The following is a 19354-nucleotide window of genomic DNA, read 5'->3' as shown; positions in this document are numbered from 1 at the left end:
AAGCAGCGGTAATAACTTACCGCTGCTGGAGTGTTTGTCCACACCGTTTCGGTTAAACAGCCTGTTCGATCTGTTCATCCAGCAGTTGTGGAATAATATCGGCAGCATCTCGGGAAAGTTTACGTCTTTTTACTGCGCGGGATGGCGGCTGGCATAAACTACACGCAAAGCTGCCTACGGGCTGATGCGCATGGGTAATAAAGTTCCCACCGCAGCAGTTACAGCTCGACAATTCGAGCAACCCACTTTCAACAAAACGCACCAACGTCCATGCGCGAGTCAGCGCCAACAACGGCCCTTCAGGCGGTTGCGGACACTGCTCAAGGTAAAGCCGATAAGCTTTAATCACCGCATCCACACCGCTGCATAAGCCGGTTTTCAGTAAAAATTGCCAGGCGTTGCAGAACATGGAGGCATGAATATTTTGCTCCCAGGTCATAAACCAGTCTGTCGAAAATGGCAGCATCCCTTTAGGCGGCGGGCTACCGCGTAATTCTTTGTACAGCCTGATGAGGCGACCACGGCTGAGCTGTGTTTCGCTTTCCAGCATTTGTAGACGAGCGCCAAGATTAATCAACTCCATCGCCAACTGGATATCGCGAGCTTCCTGAACAATGCTTTTTTCACTCATTATCATGCCCTTTTCTTACGCGCCGTATCGTCCACTTCATTGAGCAAACGCGTTGAAAGCATGATACCTGTGTGAATCTGCTGTAAATCATCGACGCGCGAATCCTGAGTCAAACGGGTGATCGTCTGATGATCGTCAAACCGGAAATGACAAACTAACTGGTTCGTCTCCGCCAGTTTGACCATCTGCGGCAGGGTCAACGCGCCCAGTGTGTTTGCCATCTCTTCGTTGATACCGAGGCGGAACATCGCAGATGCTTTGTCCTGGACGATCAAACGCTGTGCAAGGAGTAAATATGACAAATTGATGTCATAAATGTGTTTTAGCAACTCGGATGTATGCATTGTTCCCATCCAGAATAACCAACTTTATTTTTGTGCGACGTAGCCGCACCCCGTGATGTCGCCGGGAAGGCCCGGTAAAAGAAGCAAAAAGGTCAAATGCATAGCAGCGCTCAGACATTATGGACATTGTGACGTATAACGCAGCCTCCCACTGAGATTCGCCTTACACGTTTACATCAATTTTTACAAATGCCTAAGATTTTTCCTAATTCGACGCAACTCTACTCGTCAGCTTCGTGACATACAACGGAGCGGGACGGCGATTTTAGAAAATATGTGATGTAGATCACATAATTTAACGGAATACTTACGATAAAACCATCAGCATGGCTTTTACTTTGTTTAATTAATAACCTAATGTTCACTTTTTCTATTCCACACTGCTGAATAGGGGGACGTCAACACCAAATTCTTTTTTGTTTCTCTCTGTTAAAATAACGCCAGGATAATAGATAACAGGCTATTATTTCTATTTTAGAAACGCTTTTATTTTACCTTTAGTAAACAGTAGCTTAAATATTAAACGTTATTAATTAATCTCGTCACAGCATACGCCCTCCGCTGTTAAAAATAAGCTCATTTGATTTAACTTTTAGCTTTCATTGTTCACCCATTTAAATGAAGCATCCTGGTGGTGTGTAAAAAGTGTCTTATGCCACGATTCTTTACATAAGAATAATTAATGATTAATTATGATGTCCTTCACATTAATGTGGCATTAGCGCATTGCAGAAATGCGATAAACAGAGTAAAGCTAAAGCACAATCTCATATTCTTGCAATCAAGGAGCGAGTTATGAGCTACCCCCATATTCTTGTCGCCGTTGCCGTCACCCCGGAAAGTCACCAGCTACTGGCTAAAGCGGTCTCTATCGCCCGCCCTGTTCAGGCGAAAGTAAGCCTGATTACTCTCGCTTCCGATCCTGAACTGTATAACCAGTTCGCCGCGCCCATGATGGAGGATTTACGCGCGGTTATGCATGAGGAAACCGAGAATTTTCTTAAGATGCTGGGGGAAAAGGCGGATTATCCGATTGAACAAACTTTCATCGCATCAGGTGAGTTAAGCCAGCATATTTTGGCTGTGTGCCGCAAACACCATGTTGATCTGGTCATTTGCGGCAATCATAACCACAGTTTCTTTTCGCGCGCGTCCTGCTCGGCAAAAAGTGTCGTCAGCGCCAGCCAGGTAGATGTGTTGTTGGTACCGTTAGCGGGCGACTAGTCGCCGCTCGCGATATTTCAGGCCAGCTTAGGGAACGTCGCCACGTTGTTCTGCTGCTGACGCTCAGGGCTACGCGGCGTGACCTCCTTTAGGTCATGAATAAAACGTTCCTGCCAGCGGTTAATGTCATTTTTAACGATCACGTCCAGCATTTCCGCATGGCGCGAAATACGCTCGGCAAGGGGCATCGTTAACGCACGATTGAGCGCCGCCGCCACGTCATCCCGATCGTAAGGATTGACGATTAACGCCGACGTCAGTTCATTCGCCGCGCCGGCAAACTGTGACAGTACCAGTACGCCAGGATTAGCGGGGTCCTGCGCGGCGACAAACTCTTTCGCCACCAGGTTCATCCCGTCACGCAACGGGGTGACGAGCCCGACGTCTGAATAACGGAATATCTTCATTAACAGTTTACGGTCGAAATGCTGATTCAGATAATAGAGCGGCGTCCAGCCCAATTGTCCATATTTCCCATTAATCCGGCCTGCTTCCGTCTCAAGCTGGTGGCGAATATCCTGATATGCCTGTACTTCGCCGCGTGACGTAGGCGCAATTTGGGTATAACGAATTTTTCCCCGATGCTGCGGGTAGTTTTCCAGTAGCGCTTCATACGCCAGAAAACGTTCCGGCAGCCCTTTCGAATAATCCAGCCGCTCAACGGAAAAAATATTCTTCACATTTTTCAGTTCCGCCTTGAGCTGCGCCAGTTTAGGCGGCAACGGCCCGGCAGCCTGCAGAGCAATCTCATCGGGCTCAATACCGATGGGATACACTTCTGTCTGGAAGTCTTTACCCCACGCGATATGCTGCTTGCCGCTGCGAGTCGTGACTCGCGTTTGACTCGAAAGGCTATCCAGAAAAGCCAGGCGATCATTTTCGGTCTGGAACCCTAGCAGATCAAAGTCACACAACTGCTCCAGCAGTTCATCATGCGGCGGTAAAGCGTTAAAAATCTCCGGGGTCGGGAATGGAATATGCAGGAAAAAACCAATTCGGTTGTTCACGCCGCGTTTACGCAGCTCGCTGGCGAACGGTAACAGGTGGTAGTCATGCACCCAAATGATGTCGTTCTCTTTAATGAGGGGCAATAACTTATCCGCTAATAACGCATTCACCCGCATATAGCCTTCCCATGCAGGACGCTGAAACTGTACCAGGTCCAGACGATAGTGGAACGCAGGCCAGAGAACCGCATTGGAAAATTGACAGTAATAATCTTCGTAATCTTGTTCGCTCAGGTTAAACGATGCCCAGGTAATATTACCTTTTGTCACCTTTTTTAATGGCTCATCCTCGTTACCTGTCTCGCCACTCCAGCCGAACCACAACCCGCCAGCCGCTTTTAGCGCGCCAAGCACGCCAACGGCGAGGCCGCCGGCGCCGCCTTTATTATCCGGGGGGGCAATTCGATTAGATACTACGACTAAACGACTCATAGCCATCTCTCCTGTTATTCATTACTTGTTGTTCTTGTTGTGGATAATTGATTTGTTCCAGCCAGCGCCAGACATCGGGTACGCTTTCCAGCCGCCATGCCGCCTGGGTTGCCCCGACGCCCACTTTTACGGAAATTCCGCCAGCGTGATTCACCACGCCAAAGCCAGCCTCATCGGTCAAATCGTCGCCCACAAAAACGGGAATCCGTCCCGCAAAGGGCGCCTCCTGCATAAAGGCGGCAATCGCTTCGCCTTTATTGGTTCCCTTAGGTTTGATTTCCACAACACATTTACCAGGCTGCAACGCCAGTTGCGGCCAGTGCTGCGTAACGTGTTGCGCAAGCGCCAACAGCGCCGCTTCATGTTCCGGAGCCTGACGGTAGTGCAGCGCAAACGCCATCCCCTTCGTCTCCAGCTCCGTTCCGGGCAGCGCTACAAGCGTCGAACGTAATAACGCCTCCACCTCACGGACTACCGCTTCAGGAAGGCGCACGATATGGGTTTTACCATTGATGTCACGACGCTCTGCCCCGTGAACGCCAGCGAGCGGAAAGCGAAAAGGCTTCGCCAAAGCATCCAGCTCAGTCATTGAGCGCCCTGAAATCAATGCCAGTGCCCCTGCGTTGTGCGCCGCGAGACGGTCTAACAACTGAAGGATTTTATGCGGTACCACTACCTGATCGGGATGAGGCTTTATCTCTGCCAATGTGCCATCAAGGTCAAAAAAATACGCATAGTTCGCAGTGAGTTCGGGGGATACGGTTAACGGTTCTGCCACCCTGGTCTCCTCCTTATCATCATATTGAGACTCACAAACGGTCTCATTAGTCATGTAAGTATAGACAGTGTGACGCTGCTCGCCATTTAGAAAGACCATCGCCAGCCGGGGTAGCGGCTGGCGATGACGTGAAGCTATACTGTTTAGTTGAGTGTTAATTCATCAAATCATACGCTTCGCTTTTTGCTTATAATGGTCGAAGATAACTGCTGCCAGAAGGATTCAGCCGCGAACCACGTACTATGCAAAAGGTGAAATGTTGAGCAGGTTCATCGCATTCTCCACCGTTCCTGATATCAGTACGCTCGCCACCACATATGAGACTTTTCCGAGGCCGCCTTTCAGGAATCCCCCCCCTAAGACACACGCAGAAATAACGATTAACTCATAACCCAGGGAAGTCATTAGCCAGCATGACATAACCCAGAGCGAATTCATCAGCCAAAAGGCAGGAAAGCCAGCACATTAATCCATAACATCAGCCAGCTAATCCTTACGGCCCTGGGTGAATAACGATTACCAGGGATAATAGATATGTTCAGCCTGTTCGCGAACCGGCGCATCGTCTCCCAGCAGTCTGGCGGAAAGGGTTAGCGCGAAATCAAAGACATGACCCAACCCTTTGCCGCTAATTAAATTACCATCTTCAACCACGGGCGCATCCACATAGACACCTTCCGGAACCGCTTTCCACAGGTCGCCGGAACAGACATAACGACGCCCCTTCAACAATCCGTGAGCACCCAGCACCCTTGCCGCCGCGGAACAGATAGGACAAATAAATTTGCCTGCCGCATCATGACGCGCAACGAAAGCGATCACCGCCGGATTAGCCGCCAGATTAGCGCTCCCCTGCGGACCGCCCGGCAGCACTACCGCATCAAAAAGCGCCTGCTGGCGTTCACTCAGCGTGCTGTCCGCAACCATAGGAATATCATGGTAACTCACCACCGCCCGTGATTCAGCACACGCCAGCGTTTCGACGTCGATATGCAAACGTCGCAGAATATCAAGAGTAACAATGGCCTCTGCTTCTTCAAATCCTGGCGCCAACAGCACCGCGACCTTTTTCATTGACTGCTCCTTGTTAACGAGTCACCCATCAAAACTGCGCTTAACCGAATAACGTGCTCGTATGATTAATGACATTAAAAATGATCTACCGCAAAATCGGCTAGTTTATAAAAACAGGCATATTTGCTCTCAACCGTTTATGCGTGTGATATCCAGACTGACTAATGTTTATTTTATTGAAATTAACATACTTGAAAGGCTTAACCCATGATCTGAAACAATGTTTCATAAATTACAAATCTATATAATATCATTTAACTTTCAAATAGTTGCAACTGCTCCTCATCCAAAATCATTACACCTGAAAAAATCACACCGCTGAAAATGTAAAAAAAGATAAACAATTGCATTTAAGGATTTTCTTATTTTTATTGACGCGCTATTCTCATTACCGATCGATAAACAGGAAATGAGATCGCATAAGGGACTGGCGGAACGGAGTTCTTCTGCTAAGAGTATTTATTGTGCATAGAGGTAAGAATGTGACAACGGCCCGTTGCATTCTCGTCTGTCATGCACATCAACACTTTCTGGAAATAAGGATATTGTTATGGCAGCTGTAGGAATGGTTCAAAAGCTCAACACGCCAATGAACCTTGAGTTTTACGCATCAAATCTTTACCTCCATCTAAGCGAATGGTGTTCTGAACACAGTTTAACAGGCACCGCCACCTTTCTTCGTACCCAGGCGCAAGGCAACGTGACGCAAATGATGCGCATGTTTAATTTTATGAAAAACGCTGGCGCCACCCCTATCGTTAAAGCCATTGACGTTCCGGGTGAAGAGCTCTGCTCTCTGGAAGAATTGTTCCAGAAAACCCTGGAGGATTATCAGCAACGCGCCAGCACGCTGTCGCGTCTGGCAGATGAAGCGAAAGCGCTGAATGATGCCTCAACGCTTGATTTTCTCCATACCCTGGAAAAAGAGCAGCAGCAGGATGGCGTACTTTTACAAACTATTCTCGAAGAAGTTCGCAGCGCTAAACGAGCAGGGCTATGCCTGGCGCAAACCGATCAGCATCTCCTTAACGTCGTGACCTATCAGCATCACTGATAGCGGCACCCCGAGCGACAATATTGAGACGTTATTAGCCGGATAGCAACGCGAAGCCGCTTATCCGGCCTACACCGTTTCTGATCTGTTTGCCAGAGGTGGTGCCTGTCGCTACTGGCGTATTATCGGCACATCATGCCAGCCGACAGGCGCGAAACGCCTCTGTCTTGTCCAGGCATTACCCCAGCATCTCACGTACAAACGCTTCTATTTCTTTATTCTGGCCGTTTTCAAACAAACATTGCTGGAAACGCGGCCCTGAAACCGCCGTTTTAACCAGTTCAGGATCGATAGCCCGTAGTGTATCCAGATAATTCTCTTTGACGACCGCGGCCTTAACCTGATTCAAAATGCCCGCATTGCGTACCTGCGGCGCTTTGCGCTCAGGCGGATACCCCTCGCCTTTACGCCCGGTAAACGCTTTTTCAAAGATGAAACGCACGTTCAGCTCAGCGCCCCAGCCAAAGCCTTTCGCAAATGGCAGGGACAACGCATTGCCGTTGTTGATCTGCGCAAACAGAAAAGCATCTGCCGGATCGATGCAATAGCCACAAATGACACCTGGATGAATATTTAACGACATCAGCGCGCCCTGACCGGTGCCACAGCCAGTAACCACAAAATCAACCGCGTTTGCATTAAGCAGAATACTCGCCATGATGCCTAAATGAATGTACGTCAGGTGATGGTCATTTTCGTCGCACATGCCAACGTTAAAAACGGGAAATCCCTTTTCATTGGCGACGGCGCTAAGTTCGTTATAAATGATGGCATTTTTGCTGGCCTGGCTATTTTCCATCATCAGTGCAATTTTCATCGTGTTCCTCCTGAATGCAAACGGTCGCGTCTGCGTAAATCATGACGTTTTGCCCACACTACACACTTAAGAACACGCATTCAAATTTAATGAAACCAAGTTTCATTAAATGAAGAGACGCTCACACATTTTCTGTTCCCGCTGTAAACCTCCTGCCGTTACCTTTAATCAAGGCGAATCCGTAAGTTATTCCAGCCATTGACGGTGCAAGACACGAGGTAGCATGGTCTGATACCGAATTGTCGGAGCGATTTTATGAAGCCTCTTATTTTTACTCTTTCACTGCTAGCCCTGACGGGATGCACCATTACTCGACAAGCGCAGGTCAGCGAAGCCAGCCCGATAAGCGGCATCGTGCGCCTGACGTATAACCAGCCGCTATTTTTTACTTCACGGACAGATGATTATGTATCTCACGGGACCGCAACACGCGAATGCCAGCAGATGGGCTATGCCGATGCCGTTTCGTTTGGTCAGCCGGTAGGAACCTGTAGCATTTATGCGGGCTCGTTGTGTCTGAACACCCGATTTACCCTCTCCTGGCAGTGCCGGGGCGTTGCCGTCCCGCAAATCATGCCGCTTTATTATTAAGGCGGCTGGCTTAATGCCGACACCATGTACAATGGAGGAGAGCGCAGGGTCGCTATTGCCAGCATGAAGGTGCTGGCTTTCCTTTATTTTTATACCCTATACACTGGCGTTAATGCGTTTTATTCCCATTCGTATTTTTAATAATTAAATTTAATATTTTACCTTTTGCAAATAATAAAATAACAAATTATAGTGGCGCCACATTACTGTATATCTTTTGCTATTTGTGGAGCGGAACCATGCTGAAAACAGAAATGATCGACAAACTGAATGAGCAAATGAATCTGGAGTTGTACTCCTCCCTGCTCTATCAACAAATGAGCGCGTGGTGCAGCTATCACAGTTTTGAAGGCGCGGCCGCATTTCTTCGTCGCCATGCGCAAGAAGAGATGACGCATATGCAGCGCCTGTTTGACTACCTTACCGATACCGGAAGCCTGCCGCGCATTAATACCGTTTCTTCGCCCTTCGCTGAGTACACCTCACTGGATGAACTGTTCCGCGCGACCTATGAGCATGAGCAGCTTATTACGCAAAAAATTAATGAACTGGCTCATGCCGCAATGACCAGCCAGGATTATCCGACATTTAATTTCTTGCAGTGGTATGTGGCAGAACAGCATGAAGAAGAAAAATTATTCAAATCTATTATTGATAAATTAACGCTGGCGGGAAAAAGCGGCGAAGGGCTTTATTTCATTGATAAAGAACTCTCCACCCTGGATACGCAAAATTAATCCAACACGTCCTTACACGGTGAGACGCGCTCTCACCGTGGCGTATTAATGGCGGCAGATTTTACTCTCATGCGTTGAAAAACCGTCCTCCACGGCAATAAACTTTCCTTTCGCCGCCAGAAACGCGACCAGTTCTGCCGCCGTCATATCTGACGCTGAACAGGTGTGAAATCGTGCCCGCTCGCCAAAGCGCGCTTTTATTGCCGCCTCCAGCGAGGTATGCGTGTACTGCTCGCCAGACTCAATCATCATGTTGAGCACTTCGTGACCGTGAATGGAATCCATAACCCCTCCTGAATAAAACTCGTAGCCTAATGTGTCCGTGTGCGAGCGACTTTGCGCTAGCGCAGGTTTGCGGCGGTTGTCCGCGTCTCCTCTCATATTCGCTTTTATGCCCGAAACTGTAAATTTTACAGTACACCCATTGTAACGACCATTTGACGAAAATAGCGTAATGCCTTACCCTGCGCCGCGGATATCACCGTTCTTTGTTACCGGGGTAGTAGAAAGCGTGAAAAACAGAACTCTGGGCAGTATTTTTATCGTGGCAGGCACCACTATCGGCGCCGGGATGCTGGCAATGCCGCTGGCAGCGGCTGGCGTTGGTTTCAGCGTCACGCTGGGATTGTTGATTGGCCTGTGGGCGCTGATGTGTTATACCGCGCTACTATTACTGGAGGTATATCAACACGTTCCGGCGGATACCGGGCTGGGCTCGTTGGCAAAACGCTATCTTGGACGTTACGGACAGTGGCTTACGGGATTCAGTATGATGTTCTTAATGTATGCGCTCACCGCCGCCTACATTTCCGGAGCCGGAGAATTACTGGCATCCAGTATTAATAACTGGCTTGGCGCCACGCTCTCGCCCGCTGCCGGGGTGCTGCTGTTCACCTTTGTTGCCGGTGGGGTGGTATGTGTGGGAACCTCGCTGGTCGACCTTTTTAACCGCTTCCTGTTTAGCGCGAAGATCATTTTTCTGGTCATCATGCTTGCGTTGCTCACGCCACATATTCATAAAGTAAATCTTCTTACGCTTCCTTTACAGCAGGGGCTGGCGTTATCCGCCATACCGGTCATTTTCACCTCGTTTGGTTTTCACGGAAGCGTACCGAGTATTGTGAGTTATATGAACGGCAACATTCGCCGGCTGCGTTGGGTCTTTATGACGGGTAGCGCCATTCCGTTAGTGGCCTATATTTTTTGGCAGCTCGCCACGCTGGGAAGTATCGACTCGCCGACATTCAGAGGGCTACTGGCCAGCCATGCCGGGTTAAATGGCCTGCTGCAGGCGCTCAGAGAAGTGGTCGCTTCGCCACATGTCGAACTGGCGGTCCACCTGTTCGCCGATCTGGCGCTGGCGACCTCTTTTCTGGGCGTAGCGCTAGGATTATTTGATTACCTGGCCGATCTATTCCAGCGCCGCAGTACGGTGTCCGGACGCCTGCAAACCGGGCTGATTACCTTTCTGCCACCGCTGGCGTTTGCGCTTTTCTACCCACGTGGATTTGTGATGGCATTAGGCTATGCCGGCGTAGCGCTGGCAGTGCTGGCACTGCTCATCCCTGCTATGCTGGTCTGGCAATGCCGTAAACAGAGCCCTCAGGCGGGATATCGTGTGGCAGGCGGCACGCCAGCGCTGGCGCTGGTGTTTATCTGCGGCATTGTCGTGATTGGCGTCCAGTTTTCGATCGCACTGGGGTTTCTGCCCGATCCAGGTTAATGCCAGGCAAAGATTACCGGGCCCGGACGCCGTCCAGGCTCGATAATCGTCACGCTATGGCCGTTTACGAGCCATTAATGCAGGCAGCACTGCTTAAATTTTTTGCCGCTCCCGCATGGACAAGGATCGTTACGCCCCACTTTCACCTCTGCTTTTATCGGCATCTGTAGCGGCGTCGTGTGCGGATGCGCCATCCACCAGGCATGCAGCTCAAGCGCCGCGATACGGATAGCATCAACGCTTTTATCGAACGCTTCCGGGCTCATTTTATCCAACAGCGCAAAGTTTTCTTCAGTGCCGTGTAAGGCAATCGCTTCCAGCGCCGGTTTTAGCGTATCCGGCAAGTCAGACCAGTCGGACAGCGACACTCCGCGCATGTAACCAAAGCACCATTCTTCAACAATCGTTAATTCATGGCCATCAACTTCTCGCAGGCCAAACAGCGGCTCGAACTGTTCTGGATAGTCTTCAAGCCGGGCGGCTGTGTCCGCCATGTGCTGGAACACCAGCTCCATAAATCGCGTCATTTCTTTTTCAGATGTCCAGCGCGGTACGTACGCGGGTCCCCCCCATATCGCGACCAGCCACTGTTCCGGCTCGATGGGACGCGGAGAACTTAGTACCGCAGTAATCAGACCGTCCAGCTCCGCGACATCCAAAATGGCCTGATCGGTATTGTATTTCGTCAGCACATCATCCAGCCATTCCAGCTCGTTCTCGTTTAATGGTTCCATTTTCATAACGCTTTTCCTCAGTGATGACTTCCGCCTGTAGGCCTCTTACATTGCAGCGGATAAAAATAATTTTTTTGCAGGCAGTTTGGATGGCAACCATCAGGGGCCAGATTAACACGAAATGAGGAGGATTCCGGAAGTTAACGCACAAAAGGAGGATCAGGGCGCAGATTTTCCGCCAGGAAGCGCTCGCCCCACACAAAAGAGAGAGATGGGTTTCTCGCTATATTATACTCATGCTAACTTATACCACCGCCGCGGACAGATAAAACCGCCCTCTCAAATAGAGCTTATTTTCAGTAAAAAAGTGTTTAATGAGTTCGTCTACCGCTTCTCTGTCAGCAGAAAAGGTTATTTCCATAAACAGCGTATCGTACCCTATTTTGATATTTTTTTTCTTACAGTAAACACGGATATCATCCTGCACACTCAGCAACGGCAGGCTAAATGTGTATAGCGGTTGCGGTTCTTTTTTCGCCGCTTTCTCAAAAACTTTAGTGACCAGATCCCCAAGATCGCGCTCTGACCGGGCACCGTTATTAAAATGCAATAAATTACGTCTTTTTACCACCCAGCCTCCAGCCAGATACCGCCAACAATAACTCTCACTTCAATGTGTGAGGCACATAATCACATCCAGAATCAGCTCCAGATAGTATTTCAAATAAACAGCCCGCACTATAGCGCATACTTTTTTCAGACACAGTTTACAGGGATACTCTCTTTATATCCACGCGCACGGTTGCCTTAATCATGTCTTCCGCGATAACACAGTTTGTCAACCTATTCTATATAACCAAGCTTAAACAGAACCTTACCAGCCAGCGATATCAGCTCAGGATTTTCAGGATAAAAACGCAGTAACGGCAAAAAAACCGCCTCACCGATAATGCTCCGGCTATTAGCATGGTTTGGGCGCAATCCCCAGATATTCTGATAAGTCATCGGCACGACCTGCCCATTCATGGTTGTGTTACCGATATACAGCATAATATGCCCTGGAATATAGACCAGCGTAGTAAACGCTTTTCCGTATCTGGTGAGATAATCGATCCGCATTTGGGGATTTTTATGACTAAGATCGACCACCCGTCCAGCAGCCTCTACCTGCGCGGATGAATGTCTGGGCAGGAATATGCCAAACGGCATTAACAGGCTGCGGACTTCGGCTGAACAATCATTATAAAAGTTAAAATTTCCCCAACCGTAGGGGGCGCCGTGCATTGCTTTCATTAGCACGGCGATATTTTCCGGCGTCATTTTCCACGGCATAGCCGTAAACTCGTTACCGCTTAGCCAGACCCAATGGATAAACGCGCGACCATTGCTGCCGCGAACTGGCGCCGCAATCAGGAACTGGCCCGCCCGTTGATGTCGGAACGGTAAAATAGTGCCCGGTCGCCCGGTGAAATAATAGACGCCTGCGGCATGGACAGAAACCGGCGCGTTGATAAATGCCCCCAGTTGCTTGTGAGCGAGCAAAACCCACTGTGTTATAAATTTCTGATCCGTACTGGCAATATCTTCACTATGAACCCAGCCAGTTACCGCTGGTGAAACGACATATTGCCAGCGTTGGTCTTTGCTCTTCGTCAGCGTATAGACCGGCGTACCGGGACGCAGCGAAGACATTTGTAAATTATCAAACGGATACCCCTCGCCCGCCTGACGGGGATCGTTAAAGAGCGGGTCGTCCGTTGGCAGCGCTCTGACTAAACTTTCTCTGACCATAATGCCTCGCCGGGAGGCATGATAGATATTGTCAATCTGCGTATCCGTATTCCCTCTAACCTCCTCTTTCCAGCGAGAGGTATAAAGTCTGAAGTTTTCCCCCCAATAAGCACTGCCGTCGCTAAGAAACTGCTTAATACTGGCATCCCGGGCCTGTGCTGCATTTTTTTTCAGCAATGCGGTAATATAAAAACCATTCCACGGCGAGTGCGCTTCACTGTCCATTCCGAAATAATGAGATTTTAGTGCGTGAAAGTAGCGTTGTTGGGTAGCACTATCAATAACCGGAATAGTGTAATCAGCCGAGTCCGGAGGTATCCATTTATCAACCGACTGTGAATAATCCGCTAACGGAAAGCGTGTTTTTGTCGGGTCAATATAGCTCCCTGCGACAATTTCATCTTTGGCTGTTGATCGGTAGGTCGTCTGGTGGCAAGCGGTGAGGCACAATGGTATCAATAAAACGGCCCAGGTTTTCTTTTGCATCATCATCTCCGTAAAGCGGGGAAAGCATAATATAGAGACTGACCAAAACCGCCATTCACGAAAACCCGAAATTATCTGTAGTTGACCTGTTATTAAGACAATATTGCAAAACGTGATTAAAGCATGATGCAGATCACATTACCTTATGATCAATATTAGTTCGCTATCTACCTTTAGTTAAATTGTGCAGAAAATAACCCTGAACAGTTATATACTCGTTTAATTTGCATAAATACTCCACTGACCCGCCCCTGTTTTTTTCAGACAATACATACTGTAGCGCGTCAGTTCTACTTTTTTTATATACTCTGCAAAGTCATTTTCATCGACGTAGCCAATAAAATTACGCGCATCACATGTTGAAGAGGAAAGCTCTCCTGGAAGAGAGTAGGTTACGATTGCACTCTCAGGCTCATACAAAATAAAAAAAAGTAAAAAAGCGCAACCTACAATCCCAATATTAATGAAGCTAATAAATAATTTTGCATTATCGGTATATTTCACTGGCAGACCTACTCTCTTTAATAAAGCAGGCATAAAACATATCAGCATTTTTTATAGAGATTAATGGATTTTATCGGCTGATTTACCCGACGTTTAGTATTTACCAGGCATAAGTTCTTGCGGGTCGGTAGCACATAACTGTTGTACTGGCAGAAATGCCGCTACCGATGTTTTTTACTGTATATCGCACTGGAGAGTTCACGCTCGCGGTCGGCATACAAACTGAAGGCACAAAAAAACCACCCGTAGGTGGTTTCACGACACTGCTTATTGCTTTGATTATTCTTGTCTTTCCCATGGTACCCGGAGCGGGACTTGAACCCGCACAGCGCGAACGCCGAGGGATTTTAAATCCCTTGTGTCTACCGATTCCACCATCCGGGCTCGGGAAAAATTGGAGGCGCGTTCCGGAGTCGAACCGGACTAGACGGATTTGCAATCCGCTACATAACCGCTTTGTTAACGCGCCAAATTTTTTTGGCTTTTCAGCCAGCATTCGCTTTACGCCAATGCTTTTAAACTGGAGCGGGAAACGAGACTCGAACTCGCGACCCCGACCTTGGCAAGGTCGTGCTCTACCAACTGAGCTATTCCCGCAGTATCAAGCAACTTTGTTAATCACTTGATTTTGTTATCGTCTGGCAATCAGTGCTGCCGTTCGATGCGTTGCATTCTACTTACCTGACGCACTGAGTCAACGATATTTTTCGTCACTCACGATCGTTTGCTGAAATTTGCGGCGAAACGATCACTGATCAAGCAAATCTCCGCGTGCAGCGCTCAAATATTGCAACATGGACCACAACGTTAGCACCGCTGCGACAAAGAAAAGCGCGATCCCGGCATACTCTACCCAGATATTCGGACGCCACAAGAGCCACGCCAGCGCCACCATCTGCGCGGTAGTTTTGACTTTACCGATCCAGGAGACCGCTACACTACTGCGTTTGCCCAGCTCCGCCATCCATTCACGCAGAGCAGAGATAATAATTTCGCGGGCTATCATCGTCGCCGCAGGTAACGTCACCCACCAGCTATGATAATGCTCGGTGACCAGCACCATGGCGATCGCTACCAGCACCTTGTCGGCGACGGGGTCGAGGAAAGCGCCGAAACGCGTACTCTGGTTCCAGCGTCGCGCCAGAAAGCCGTCAAACCAGTCGGTAATAGCGGCAATACAGAAAATCAGCGCGCTGACCATCGGCGCCCAGGCGAACGGCAAATAAAACACCACGACAAAGAATGGAATCAGGATGACGCGAAACAGCGTGAGCAACGTAGGGATATTAAATTGCATAGTGACGGGTAACTATCTGTTGTCAGTGAAATTACCCCTATGTTGCTACAGTGGCCTCAATGTTTCAACGACCAGAAGATCTTTTCTGCCAGACCTTGCGAAATACCCGGCACTTTTGCAATTTCTTCTACGCTGGCGTTACGTAGTCCTTGCAAACCGCCCATATATTTCAGCAGCATCTGGCGACGTTTAGGCCCAACGCCTTCAATAGTTTCCAGCGTACTGGTATTTTTAACCTTCGCGCGTTTTTTACGGTGCCCGCCGATCGCGTGATCGTGCGACTCATCGCGAATATGCTGAATAACATGCAGCGCCGGCGAGTCCGGCGGCAGGCTAAACCCCTCGCCTTCCGGTTCAAAAAAGAGTGTTTCCAGACCGGCCTTTCTGTCCGCGCCTTTGGCGACGCCGAGCAGCAAAGGACGATGCTTATCCCAGGGGACATCCAGCTCAGCGAAAACGGCTTTCGCCTGGGCGAGCTGCCCTTTTCCGCCGTCGATCAGAATAACATCCGGAATCTTACTTTCTTCTATGGCCTTGCCATAACGCCGACGTAGCACCTGATTCATCGCCGCGTAGTCATCACCCGGCGTGATACCCGCGATATTATAACGACGATACTCGGCGCGTAACGGCCCGTTAGCGTCAAATACCACACAGGATGCGACCGTTTGCTCCCCCATGGTATGGCTGATGTCAAAACACTCCATCCGCTTGATCGCAGGAAGTTTTAATACCGCCGCCAGCGCAGTCAAACGCTGCGTGATGGTGGACTGCTGCGAGAGTTTAGTGATTAAGGCCGTTGCCGCGTTGGTCCGCGCCAGCTTGAGATAACGGGCGCGATCGCCGCGCGGTTTTGTCTGGACATGAATACGCCGTCCGGCAAGTTCCGACAACGAATCGGCCAGCAGCGTTTTATCACTAAGATTAAAATCGAGCAGTATCTCGCCCGGTAGCGTGCGCATCTGGCTACCCTGCAGGTAAAACTGCCCGACAAAGGTTTCCACCACTTCGCCCAGTTCCGTACCGCCAGGCACTTTTGGAAAATAGCTGCGGCTGCCCAGCACCTTACCCTGGCGAATAAACAACACATGCACACAGGCCATACCCGCATCAAAAGCCACACCGATCACGTCGAGATCGTCGCCCGCATTGGAGACAAACTGTCTCTCCGTGACCCGGCGTACCGCCTGGATCTGATCGCGAATACGCGCCGCCTCTTCAAATGCCAGATCCTGGCTGGCCTTTTCCATCCGGGCAATCAGCTGTGTTAAGACCTGGTCGTCCTTGCCGGACAAAAACAACCGGACATACTCCACCTGTTGCGCATACTCCTCCTCGCTGACCAGTCCTGCAACGCAGGGGCCTAAGCAGCGGCCAATCTGGTATTGCAGGCAAGGACGCGAGCGGTTGCGATACACGCTGTTTTCGCACTGGCGGATAGGGAAAATTTTCTGTAACAGCGCCAGCGTTTCCCGCACGGCATAGCCATTAGGAAATGGGCCGAAGTACTCGCCTTTCGCATGTTTAGCGCCACGGTGCATCGCCAGACGCGGATGGGTATCGCCGCTCAGAAAAATAAAAGGATAGGATTTATCATCACGCAACAACACGTTGTAACGCGGTTGATACAACTTGATGTAATTATGCTCAAGCAGCAGCGCTTCCGTTTCGGTATGCGTTACCGTGACATCAATGTGTTGAATTTGCGCAACTAGCGCTTCGGTTTTACGCGAAGCCAGGTTGCTGCGAAAGTAGCTGGAAAGACGCTTTTTCAGGTCTTTTGCTTTACCGACATAAATAACCGTACCGCCGGCGTCATACATACGATAGACACCGGGTTGGCTGGTAACGGTTTTCAAAAACGCCTTTGCGTCAAATATTTCACTCACTGGCTTGTTAACGTCTCCGCATTACACAGGCCATGGCGGATTGCCAGGTGAGTCAGCTCAACATCACCATGAATGTTTAATTTACTGAACATACGATAGCGATAGCTGTTCACCGTTTTAGGACTGAGATTCAGCTGTTCTGAAATCTCATTGACCTTCTGACCCTTGGTGATCATCAGCATAATCTGCAACTCGCGTTCAGACAAACTGGCGAACGGCGTTTCCGTTTTTGCAGGCTCAATCTGACTGAGCGCCATCTGCTGAGCGATATCGGAGGCGATATAACGTTGTCCGGAATACACCGAACGAATAGCGCTCACCACCTCCTGAGGCGCAGCGCCTTTGCTGAGATAGCCAGCTGCGCCAGCCTGCATCACTTTGGCGGGCAACGGGTTCTCCGTATGGACGGTCAGCATGATCACTTTGATATCCGCTGTCGAGCGGGCAATTTTACGCGTCGCCTCAAGGCCGCCAATACCGGGCATGTTCATATCCATCAGCACGACGTCAACGGCGTTAGTACGGCACCATTTTACCGCATCCTCTCCGCAGCACGCTTCACCGACAACTTTAATGCCCTTTATATCTTCAAGAATGCGTCGTATCCCTGCGCGCACCAGTTCGTGGTCATCAACAAGAAGAACGTTGATCAAAGGAATATCTCCAGAATAGGGATAACGCTACTGATAGTTAATCGCCCTTATATTAGCTGGTTTTATCTCAACTTTGAAACGTAAAAAAACACCGGGTATTCGATTTTGCTCTCGTTTTTGGAAATTATGTTGTACGTCATGTGGCAACTGCCAACGTTGTAGCCCCTTCTGACGCCGCTGTCCCGGGCTGCCATTTCATAATGGTGACAAAAATTTCACGTTCCGCTGTCTAAACACTAATTAGGGAATCAACTTTGTAACAATAATTAACGAGTAAAATACGCGTAATAAACAAAGAATGAAGAAAATATATGCATCACGCGGCAACGTTTATTTTGTGGGTAACCCCCTCCGCTTTTTGATCAAAAAACAACCACTGCTATTTTTAGCGTAGCTTATGGTATACTCCGCCGCCTTAACATCTGCTATCGCACATTTTCACTGAAACATAACGAGGAAAATAAATGAGTACGCCTGATTTTTCCACCGCTGAGAATAATCAAGAACTGGCTACTGAAGTCAACTGCCTGAAAGCCATGTTAACGCTGATGCTGCAGGCGATGGGCCAGGCCGATGCAGGGCGCGTGATTCTTAAAATGGAAAAACAGATCGCGCAGATGGATGATGAAGCACAAGCGGCGGTATTTTCCAGTACGGTTAAGCAAATTAAACAGGCTTACCGCCAGTAGTAAAAAACCGGCTGTTAGCATCGCTTTCAGCCGGTTTCGCGTCTGGCGTGAAGCATCGTCAGCACGTCATATCAGACCTGTCGCCGCAGCGTAGCAGGCAATCTGTGTTTTATTGGGCGCATTGAATTTCTTCTGCATGTTTTTCTGATGGAAGTTAACGGTATTTTCAGAAATCGACAGAATAATGGCGATCTCCGATGAGGTCTTCCCTTCCGCCGTCCACTTCAGAATCTCTTTCTCACGTTTACTGAAACGCATCTCAGGCGCCATCACCATGTCGTCTTCAAATCTTGTCAGCGCTGAAAGACTCTCCCGCGCCAGCAGTTGCAACCTCAGCTCCACTTCATCGTAGGTAAACGAGGAGCAGCGTAAACTGCTACGGGAGAAAGATAAAAAGCCCAGCGCCCGGTTCGGCAACATCACACACTGGGTTACGCCTCTGCGTAATCCGAAACGCTGGGCGGCATCCCACATCGCCTGCGCTTCATGAAATAGCACGTCATCCCAATGTAAATGACCCTGCCTGAAATTCTCCGGCTTTAATACCGGATCGATCGCGAAATAGTTTTCGGACTGGTAATGCGTTACCCACGCCTGAGGATAGGTGGTACGAAGCGATATTTTAGGCCGGGTAAAGGGAACGGGATGGCGAACACACAGGGCATAATAATCAAATTCCAGCCGCTGTGTCTGATATTGCAATTCAGTATAAACATCCTCTGCTGCCGCCATCTCCTGAAAGCGTAACAACATTGCGCGTCGCCAGGTGAAGAAATCATTTTCCTGCATATTTTATGGTCACGCCTTTGATATTGATAATCATTATTATGAATGACTTAAATTAACACATAAATAGTGTTTATATATAAGAAATATCGGACGAAACGTAGAATACTTGAGCGGCATTACACTTTTTTGGCTTCCGCCTGAGAGCGAGGTTAATAATCTGGCAGAATGAC

At 49.1% G+C, this 19354-nt stretch carries 22 protein-coding genes, 3 tRNA genes and 2 pseudogenes; 8 read left to right on the top strand and 19 right to left on the bottom strand.

The genetic code is table 11. The annotated features are described in order from the left end of the window. Positions 1-52 precede the first annotated feature (52 nt). Together flhC and flhD are read right to left on the bottom strand one after the other, a co-directional pair. Positions 53-637, bottom strand: a complete 585-nt coding sequence (gene flhC / locus EOS97_RS19540) for a flagellar transcriptional regulator FlhC (protein WP_000605987.1) — start codon at positions 635-637, stop codon at positions 53-55. After that, positions 634-975, bottom strand: coding sequence for a flagellar transcriptional regulator FlhD (flhD, locus tag EOS97_RS19535; protein WP_001518146.1), 342 nt, complete (start codon positions 973-975; stop codon positions 634-636). The genes flhC and flhD overlap by 4 nt, the downstream gene beginning before the upstream one ends. A 682-nt stretch (positions 976-1657) precedes the next feature. Here flhD and EOS97_RS19530 point away from each other — a divergent pair. Then, complete coding sequence (locus tag EOS97_RS19530; RefSeq protein WP_001617301.1) at positions 1658-1774, top strand: hypothetical protein; 117 nt, start codon at positions 1658-1660, stop codon at positions 1772-1774. Next, positions 1771-2199, top strand: a complete 429-nt coding sequence (uspC, locus tag EOS97_RS19525) for a universal stress protein UspC (protein ID WP_058648969.1) — start codon at positions 1771-1773, stop codon at positions 2197-2199. Before EOS97_RS19530 ends, uspC begins: the two co-directional genes overlap by 4 nt. Before the next feature lie 17 nt (positions 2200-2216). On the opposite strand, the gene otsA is transcribed toward uspC, so the two are convergent. From otsA to EOS97_RS19505, 4 genes and pseudogenes are all read right to left on the bottom strand, one after another. After that, entirely contained in the window at positions 2217-3638 is a 1422-nt protein-coding gene (otsA, locus tag EOS97_RS19520) for an alpha,alpha-trehalose-phosphate synthase (protein WP_000089042.1), read from the bottom strand. Continuing rightward, entirely contained in the window at positions 3613-4416 is an 804-nt protein-coding gene (gene otsB, locus EOS97_RS19515; protein ID WP_000840114.1) for a trehalose-phosphatase, read from the bottom strand. Before otsB ends, otsA begins: the two co-directional genes overlap by 26 nt. Before the next feature lie 222 nt (positions 4417-4638). After that, positions 4639-4821 (bottom strand): annotated as a pseudogene (araH, locus tag EOS97_RS19510) (L-arabinose ABC transporter permease AraH); the annotation flags it as partial. A 111-nt stretch (positions 4822-4932) separates the two neighbouring features. Next, entirely contained in the window at positions 4933-5490 is a 558-nt protein-coding gene (locus EOS97_RS19505) for a DJ-1/PfpI family protein (protein WP_000754796.1), read from the bottom strand. Positions 5491-6040: 550 nt separating this feature from the next. Here EOS97_RS19505 and EOS97_RS19500 point away from each other — a divergent pair. Beyond that, the gene (locus tag EOS97_RS19500) at positions 6041-6544 is read left to right on the top strand and encodes a non-heme ferritin-like protein (protein ID WP_000741707.1); all 504 of its coding nucleotides are present in this window, start codon (positions 6041-6043) and stop codon (positions 6542-6544) included. A 178-nt stretch (positions 6545-6722) separates the two neighbouring features. Here the strand turns inward: EOS97_RS19500 and EOS97_RS19495 are convergent, their stop codons facing one another. Beyond that, positions 6723-7361, bottom strand: a complete 639-nt coding sequence (locus EOS97_RS19495) for an RpiB/LacA/LacB family sugar-phosphate isomerase (protein WP_000684804.1) — start codon at positions 7359-7361, stop codon at positions 6723-6725. A gap of 255 nt (positions 7362-7616) precedes the next feature. Between EOS97_RS19495 and EOS97_RS19490 the strand changes: the two genes are divergently transcribed. Beyond that, positions 7617-7952: a YecR-like lipofamily protein gene (locus EOS97_RS19490; RefSeq protein WP_000803229.1), complete on the top strand. Its 336-nt coding sequence runs from the start codon at positions 7617-7619 to the stop codon at positions 7950-7952. 239 nt (positions 7953-8191) lie between these two features. Continuing rightward, positions 8192-8689 carry a non-heme ferritin gene (gene ftnA / locus EOS97_RS19485; RefSeq protein WP_000920619.1) on the top strand — a complete coding sequence of 166 codons (498 nt, stop codon included), beginning with the start codon at positions 8192-8194 and terminating at the stop codon, positions 8687-8689. A 45-nt stretch (positions 8690-8734) separates the two neighbouring features. Here the strand turns inward: ftnA and EOS97_RS19480 are convergent, their stop codons facing one another. Beyond that, positions 8735-8974 (bottom strand): YecH family metal-binding protein, encoded by a 240-nt coding sequence (locus tag EOS97_RS19480; protein WP_000377238.1) that lies wholly within the window; start codon positions 8972-8974, stop codon positions 8735-8737. Between the two features lie 226 nt (positions 8975-9200). Between EOS97_RS19480 and tyrP the strand changes: the two genes are divergently transcribed. After that, positions 9201-10412, top strand: a complete 1212-nt coding sequence (gene tyrP, locus EOS97_RS19475; protein ID WP_001562965.1) for a tyrosine transporter TyrP — start codon at positions 9201-9203, stop codon at positions 10410-10412. 74 nt (positions 10413-10486) lie between these two features. Here tyrP and EOS97_RS19470 read toward each other — a convergent pair whose 3' ends face one another. The 10 genes from EOS97_RS19470 to uvrY form a co-directional block, all read right to left on the bottom strand. Beyond that, positions 10487-11152 (bottom strand): YecA family protein, encoded by a 666-nt coding sequence (locus tag EOS97_RS19470; protein WP_000781526.1) that lies wholly within the window; start codon positions 11150-11152, stop codon positions 10487-10489. A 238-nt stretch (positions 11153-11390) separates the two neighbouring features. Beyond that, positions 11391-11717 carry a glucose-6-phosphate dehydrogenase gene (locus EOS97_RS19465; RefSeq protein ID WP_000240832.1) on the bottom strand — a complete coding sequence of 109 codons (327 nt, stop codon included), beginning with the start codon at positions 11715-11717 and terminating at the stop codon, positions 11391-11393. Between the two features lie 212 nt (positions 11718-11929). Beyond that, on the bottom strand, positions 11930-13369 hold the full coding sequence (locus tag EOS97_RS19460; protein WP_077946896.1) for an SH3 domain-containing C40 family peptidase: 1440 nt from the start codon (positions 13367-13369) through the stop codon (positions 11930-11932). A gap of 213 nt (positions 13370-13582) precedes the next feature. Continuing rightward, entirely contained in the window at positions 13583-13915 is a 333-nt protein-coding gene (locus tag EOS97_RS19455; protein ID WP_001556026.1) for a hypothetical protein, read from the bottom strand. Positions 13916-14164: 249 nt separating this feature from the next. Further along, a tRNA-Leu gene (locus EOS97_RS19450) sits at positions 14165-14251 on the bottom strand. Positions 14252-14262: 11 nt separating this feature from the next. Then, a tRNA-Cys gene (locus tag EOS97_RS19445) sits at positions 14263-14336 on the bottom strand. Between the two features lie 52 nt (positions 14337-14388). Further along, positions 14389-14464: transfer RNA gene (locus EOS97_RS19440), tRNA-Gly, on the bottom strand. A gap of 151 nt (positions 14465-14615) precedes the next feature. Beyond that, positions 14616-15164, bottom strand: a complete 549-nt coding sequence (gene pgsA / locus EOS97_RS19435) for a CDP-diacylglycerol--glycerol-3-phosphate 3-phosphatidyltransferase (protein WP_001160192.1) — start codon at positions 15162-15164, stop codon at positions 14616-14618. A gap of 56 nt (positions 15165-15220) precedes the next feature. Then, positions 15221-17053, bottom strand: a complete 1833-nt coding sequence (gene uvrC, locus EOS97_RS19430) for an excinuclease ABC subunit UvrC (RefSeq protein WP_001289468.1) — start codon at positions 17051-17053, stop codon at positions 15221-15223. Further along, positions 17050-17706, bottom strand: a complete 657-nt coding sequence (gene uvrY / locus EOS97_RS19425) for a UvrY/SirA/GacA family response regulator transcription factor (RefSeq protein WP_000611323.1) — start codon at positions 17704-17706, stop codon at positions 17050-17052. Before uvrY ends, uvrC begins: the two co-directional genes overlap by 4 nt. Positions 17707-18017: 311 nt before the next feature. Here uvrY and EOS97_RS19420 point away from each other — a divergent pair. Both EOS97_RS19420 and EOS97_RS19415 read left to right on the top strand, forming a co-directional pair. Further along, positions 18018-18174 (top strand): annotated as a pseudogene (locus EOS97_RS19420) (hypothetical protein). Next, a complete protein-coding gene (locus EOS97_RS19415; protein ID WP_000106483.1) occupies positions 18171-18395 on the top strand; it encodes a DUF2594 family protein in 225 nt (74 codons plus the stop codon). The pseudogene EOS97_RS19420 and the gene EOS97_RS19415 overlap by 4 nt, the downstream one beginning before the upstream one ends. Positions 18396-18461: 66 nt before the next feature. Here the strand turns inward: EOS97_RS19415 and sdiA are convergent, their stop codons facing one another. Continuing rightward, positions 18462-19184 (bottom strand): transcriptional regulator SdiA, encoded by a 723-nt coding sequence (gene sdiA / locus EOS97_RS19410; protein ID WP_001157172.1) that lies wholly within the window; start codon positions 19182-19184, stop codon positions 18462-18464. Positions 19185-19354: the final 170 nt, after the last annotated feature.

This window comes from Salmonella sp. SSDFZ54, from assembly GCF_004010735.1.
GTDB lineage: Bacteria > Pseudomonadota > Gammaproteobacteria > Enterobacterales > Enterobacteriaceae > Salmonella > Salmonella enterica.
Note: the sequence above shows the minus strand (reverse complement) of the source record. Positions and strands in the feature narration are given on the sequence as shown.

What these genes read in the sequence shown, in the direction of transcription:
- flhC (WP_000605987.1), bottom strand. Translation starts at nt 637, where the DNA reads ATGATAATGAGTGAAAAAAGCATTGTTCAGGAAGCTCGCGATATCCAG.
- flhD (WP_001518146.1), bottom strand. Translation starts at nt 975, where the DNA reads ATGCATACATCCGAGTTGCTAAAACACATTTATGACATCAATTTGTCA.
- EOS97_RS19530 (WP_001617301.1), top strand. Translation starts at nt 1,658, where the DNA reads ATGATTAATTATGATGTCCTTCACATTAATGTGGCATTAGCGCATTGC.
- uspC (WP_058648969.1), top strand. Translation starts at nt 1,771, where the DNA reads ATGAGCTACCCCCATATTCTTGTCGCCGTTGCCGTCACCCCGGAAAGT.
- otsA (WP_000089042.1), bottom strand. Translation starts at nt 3,638, where the DNA reads ATGAGTCGTTTAGTCGTAGTATCTAATCGAATTGCCCCCCCGGATAAT.
- EOS97_RS19505 (WP_000754796.1), bottom strand. Translation starts at nt 5,490, where the DNA reads ATGAAAAAGGTCGCGGTGCTGTTGGCGCCAGGATTTGAAGAAGCAGAG.
- EOS97_RS19500 (WP_000741707.1), top strand. Translation starts at nt 6,041, where the DNA reads ATGGCAGCTGTAGGAATGGTTCAAAAGCTCAACACGCCAATGAACCTT.
- EOS97_RS19495 (WP_000684804.1), bottom strand. Translation starts at nt 7,361, where the DNA reads ATGAAAATTGCACTGATGATGGAAAATAGCCAGGCCAGCAAAAATGCC.
- EOS97_RS19490 (WP_000803229.1), top strand. Translation starts at nt 7,617, where the DNA reads ATGAAGCCTCTTATTTTTACTCTTTCACTGCTAGCCCTGACGGGATGC.
- ftnA (WP_000920619.1), top strand. Translation starts at nt 8,192, where the DNA reads ATGCTGAAAACAGAAATGATCGACAAACTGAATGAGCAAATGAATCTG.
- EOS97_RS19480 (WP_000377238.1), bottom strand. Translation starts at nt 8,974, where the DNA reads ATGGATTCCATTCACGGTCACGAAGTGCTCAACATGATGATTGAGTCT.
- EOS97_RS19470 (WP_000781526.1), bottom strand. Translation starts at nt 11,152, where the DNA reads ATGAAAATGGAACCATTAAACGAGAACGAGCTGGAATGGCTGGATGAT.
- EOS97_RS19460 (WP_077946896.1), bottom strand. Translation starts at nt 13,369, where the DNA reads ATGATGATGCAAAAGAAAACCTGGGCCGTTTTATTGATACCATTGTGC.
- EOS97_RS19455 (WP_001556026.1), bottom strand. Translation starts at nt 13,915, where the DNA reads ATGCTGATATGTTTTATGCCTGCTTTATTAAAGAGAGTAGGTCTGCCA.
- pgsA (WP_001160192.1), bottom strand. Translation starts at nt 15,164, where the DNA reads ATGCAATTTAATATCCCTACGTTGCTCACGCTGTTTCGCGTCATCCTG.
- EOS97_RS19415 (WP_000106483.1), top strand. Translation starts at nt 18,171, where the DNA reads ATGAGTACGCCTGATTTTTCCACCGCTGAGAATAATCAAGAACTGGCT.
- sdiA (WP_001157172.1), bottom strand. Translation starts at nt 19,184, where the DNA reads ATGCAGGAAAATGATTTCTTCACCTGGCGACGCGCAATGTTGTTACGC.